Origin of the sequence: Corynebacterium sp. HMSC071F07 (genome assembly GCF_001810285.1) — a bacterium.
Taxonomy (GTDB): Bacteria; Actinomycetota; Actinomycetes; order Mycobacteriales; family Mycobacteriaceae; genus Corynebacterium; species Corynebacterium simulans.
Genome location: NZ_KV800712.1, coordinates 179,519 through 183,569, shown reverse-complemented (window position 1 = coordinate 183,569; position 4,051 = coordinate 179,519). Strand labels below are relative to the sequence as shown.

2 protein-coding genes and 1 tRNA gene are annotated in these 4,051 nt (G+C 57.2%); 2 read left to right on the top strand and 1 reads right to left on the bottom strand.

Features of this window, described 5'->3' with window-relative positions:
• A partial coding sequence (locus HMPREF2724_RS07660) for a choice-of-anchor M domain-containing protein (RefSeq protein WP_070588092.1) occupies window positions 1-1,899 on the bottom strand: 1,899 nt, incomplete at its 3' end.
• 200 nt (window positions 1,900-2,099) lie between these two features.
• On the opposite strand from HMPREF2724_RS07660, the gene gltX reads away from it, so the two are divergent.
• Together gltX and HMPREF2724_RS07650 are read left to right on the top strand one after the other, a co-directional pair.
• Entirely contained in the window at window positions 2,100-3,608 is a 1,509-nt protein-coding gene (gene gltX, locus HMPREF2724_RS07655; RefSeq protein ID WP_070588089.1) for a glutamate--tRNA ligase, read from the top strand.
• Between the two features lie 278 nt (window positions 3,609-3,886).
• Window positions 3,887-3,958, top strand: a tRNA-Gln gene (locus tag HMPREF2724_RS07650).
• The last annotated feature ends 93 nt before the right edge of the window (window positions 3,959-4,051 follow it).

Here is a 4,051-nt window from a genome sequence, read left to right as displayed (position 1 = left end):
GGTCCACATGCCAAAGGTGGCGCCTTCCGGCATCTCCTTTGGCTGCAGGTTCAGGTGCACCTTACCGTCCTTGAACTGCGAATAATCAAGGTTCTCAGTGTTGTAGCCCGGCCAGATGATGTCGCGGTTCTGCGTTTGCGGCAAGACATAAGTCTTTTCGCCGACTGGGTTCATGAAGTCGTACTCGGCACCTCCGAACTTTTCGGAGCGCTTCCTCAGAGCGTTGTCGCGCACGGCAATCACGACGTCGTCAAGCCGGCGCATCACCATCTTGTTTGCACCGATGTTGGTCTCGTCCTTGAGACGCATATCGAAGTGATCGTCCTTTCGAGTGGCCATGATGTCGATGTGGCCGCGGTTCAGGACGAGCTTTTCGTTGCACGTGGTTGAAGGATCGGCAGCGTCTTCTTCCTTCTCGCCTTCCTTACGCTTGTCGGCGTCCTGGTGCTGTGGGGAAGTACCCAGAGCACCGTCCTTTTCGAAGGTCTTACCGAAGGCATAGGAATCAGCGACGACGACCGAGCCGGACTCCGCTTTGACCGTCGGATGTGGGTTCAGCGTCAACTTGAGCTTGTAGTTGTCATAAAAGGCCGCATCGTCCACAAGGAACTCGCCGTGGCCGTTGGTAACAGCGCCCGTGAAATCAAGAGTGGCGATATCGCTGTCGTCTTCGTAGAAGCCGCCGCTGATAAAACCATTGAAGTTCTTGTCCTCAGTATCGACGACGACCTTGGATGCAGACTCGCCGACTGACTCAATCTTGGCGTGAAACTTCTTGTTCGTCGGAGTCATCTCCTCCTGCGGCGCAAGCTTGCGCACGTTGTGGGTTTCTTCCCACGCATCGGCAGACTTGGTCGAATCCGTCGAATTTGTTGTGCCTGGAGCGTATTCAACCTGCTCCGAGATCCATCGTGGTTCCGAGCCTTCCGGAGTAAAGACTGCCTGGATGTTGGACTTTTCAGGGCCCAGGAATTCGTCCCACTCGGCCTGGCCGTCGGTTACAGGCAGATCGGTGAGGAAATAGCCGTCGATAAGCAGCGTCAGCGTGCCTGAAGCCTTGTTTTCTGCATTGAAGCTGATAGTGGACAGGTTCTCGTCGCCGTCCTTTTTAGGATTGGACTTCGGAGCAATGTCGAGCTTGTAGCCTGCCGCAGAGGCATCGCCGTCAGTCGCGGCGTCGTAGCGCTCCCGCAAGGAAGGAGTCGGGTTATAGGCAGGCTTCTTGCCTCCTACCTGTAGGGAAGTGGTGGTCGGCTCCGAGGCGACGAGCGTGCCGTCCTTCTTACGCGCGGTGGTGCGGTAGGTGACCTCGTAGCGGCCAGGCTTGGTGAAAAGCGTGTAGTTATGGGTGTGGGAGCCTGCGTGCAGCATCGAAGAATACGCGGAGTTCGACGTGGTGCCGATGAAGCGGTCGAGGCCGCCCTCGGAGTCGCGATACCTGAAAAGCTCGAAATCGCCAGGACCGTCTACCGAGAGGATGTCGAGCGAGGCGAAGTTATCGCGGAAGTCATCTTCAGGCAGCCCGGAATCCGCGCCGAAGCCAAGCCAGATTGGATCGGCGCTGCCCAAGATGTTGGCTGGTGCTGTGTAGTAGGTCTTGTCTGCCTGACCGATGAAGTCGAAAGCGCCGTTGTCTGGCAGAGTGAATTGGTATTGGTTTCTTCCGTCGATATTCCAGCCCTTACCGATCCACGCGACGGTGTCTGCTAGGTCTGTGGTGGTGGAGTTATGCTCAGACTTGAGCGTGAAGTTATCGTCTTCCCAAAATGTTTTGGGGGAATCGACGTGCCCCTGTGTGGCGACTGCCTTTCCGTCGTCGGGTCCGGCGAAGGCCGGTGCCGGGGCGATAAGCGAGAGAGTAGTAAGTATGGCTAGAAAGCGGGTGCGCGTTTGTGCCACAGCGTGGAGCCCTTTCTTCAATTCTGATCCAAGGCCTTCACTATAGAAAATAGTTTCCATTTTGTTTAAGCGGTCTGATGTCGATTGTGAAACCGCTGGCAGACACTATTGAATTCTATTTCCATTTACCCTATTTTGGGTGAACCCGTGGAAGCGGCGGGAGTTGGGTGGTGGCACAGGCCTAAAGGGCCTGCATTACCATGGTGGGCATGACTGAAATTACTTCTGACGTACGCGTACGTTTCTGCCCATCGCCCACCGGCACCCCGCACGTGGGCATGGTTCGTACTGCGCTTTTTAACTGGGCATACGCGCGCCATACTGGTGGCAAGCTGGTTTTCCGCATCGAAGACACCGACGCTGCACGTGACTCCGAAGAGTCCTACCAGGCCATCATTGACTCCCTGAAGTGGCTGGGCATGGACTGGGACGAGGGTGTTGTGACGGGCGGTCCGCACGAGCCTTACCGCCAGTCCCAGCGCATGGACATCTATGCCGATGTCCTGGAGAAGCTGAAGGAAGGTGGCTACGTCTACCCGGCTTATTCCACTGCCGAGGAAGTGGAAGAGCGTCACAAGGCGGCCGGCCGTGACCCGAAGCTGGGCTACGACAATTACGACCGCGATCTCACCGACGAGCAGATTGCGGCATTCGAGGCGGAAGGCCGCAAGCCGGTGTGGCGCCTGCGCATGCCGGAGCAGGATTGGACCTGGAAGGACCTCGTTCGTGGTGAGCTGACCTTCAAGTCTGAGACCCAGCCGGACTACGTCGTTGCACGTTCCAACGGCGCGCCGCTTTACACTCTGGTTAACCCGGTCGATGACGCGCTGATGGGCATCACGCACGTTCTGCGCGGTGAGGACCTTCTTTCCTCCACTCCGCGTCAGCTGGCACTGTACGAGGCGCTGAAGGAACTCGGCATCGCTAAGCAGACCCCGGAATTTGGCCACCTGCCGTTCGTTATGGGCGAGGGAAACAAGAAGCTTTCCAAGCGCGACCCGCAGTCCAATCTCTTTAATCACCGCGACGTCGGCATCATTCCGGAAGGCATGCTCAACTACCTGTCCCTGCTGGGCTGGTCCCTGTCTGCGGATCAGGACATTTTCTCCGTGGACGAACTCGTTGCGAACTTCGATGTGGAAGACGTTCTGGGTAACCCGGCTCGCTTTGACCAGAAGAAGCTAGAGGCCATCAACGCCGATCACATTCGCCTGCTAGAGCCCGAGGTCTTCGCGCAGCGTCTGCGTGATTACCTGACCGAGTACACCGATTTCCCGGCAGATTATGACGAGCAGAAGTTTGCCTTCGTGGCAGACCTGGTGCAGACCCGCATCAAGATGCTTGGCGACGCCTATGGCCTCATGAGCTTCCTGGTTACTCCGGATGCCGAGCTGGAACTCGACGAGAAGTCCGCAAAGAAGAACCTCAAGGAAGATGCGGTGCAGCCGCTGGAGGTCTCCATCGCTCGCTTGGAGGAGCTGGAGGAGTGGAAGACGGATGCCATTGAGTCCGTACTGTCCAAGGCCCTCATTGAGGAGCTTGAGCTGAAGCCGCGCAAGGCCTACGGAGCTTTGCGCGTAGCTATCTCCGGCCAGCAGGTCTCTCCGCCACTGTTTGAGTCCATGGAGCTCCTGGGCAAGGAGTCCACCCTCAATCGCTTGCGCGCCGCTCTGGCTGTCACGCCGTTCCAGGCGCCTGCGCAGCAGTAGGGGCAAAGCTGTAGCTACTAGCTGGCGCTTCTCGTGGCCCCATTCCCGCAATGCGTTGGGAGTGGGGCCGCGACCGTTTTGGACAGTCGGAAGCGGCGGCTGGTGCAAAGCGCAACGTTGTAATTAGAACGCGCTAAAACGCACCTTTTCAAGTTCAAAAAGCTGCGATGACGTGGCGATTTGTGTGAAAACCGAAACGGTGGCTATAGTAATAAATCGTTGCAGCGAGCAACACCGCGGGGTTCGCCTCCAAGGTGGTTAAAAGCTCAAAGCGATGATGGCCTATGGTGTAATTGGCAACACAACGGTTTCTGGTACCGTCATTCTAGGTTCGAGTCCTGGTAGGCCAGCAGTGATACTGCTTCAAGTCGTATCACAGTTCTAAGCCCCGTTCGTCTAGCGGCCTAGGACGTCGGCCTCTCACGCCGGTAACACGGGTTCAA

What these genes read in the sequence shown, in the direction of transcription:
- gltX (WP_070588089.1), top strand. Translation starts at nt 2,100, where the DNA reads ATGGTGGGCATGACTGAAATTACTTCTGACGTACGCGTACGTTTCTGC.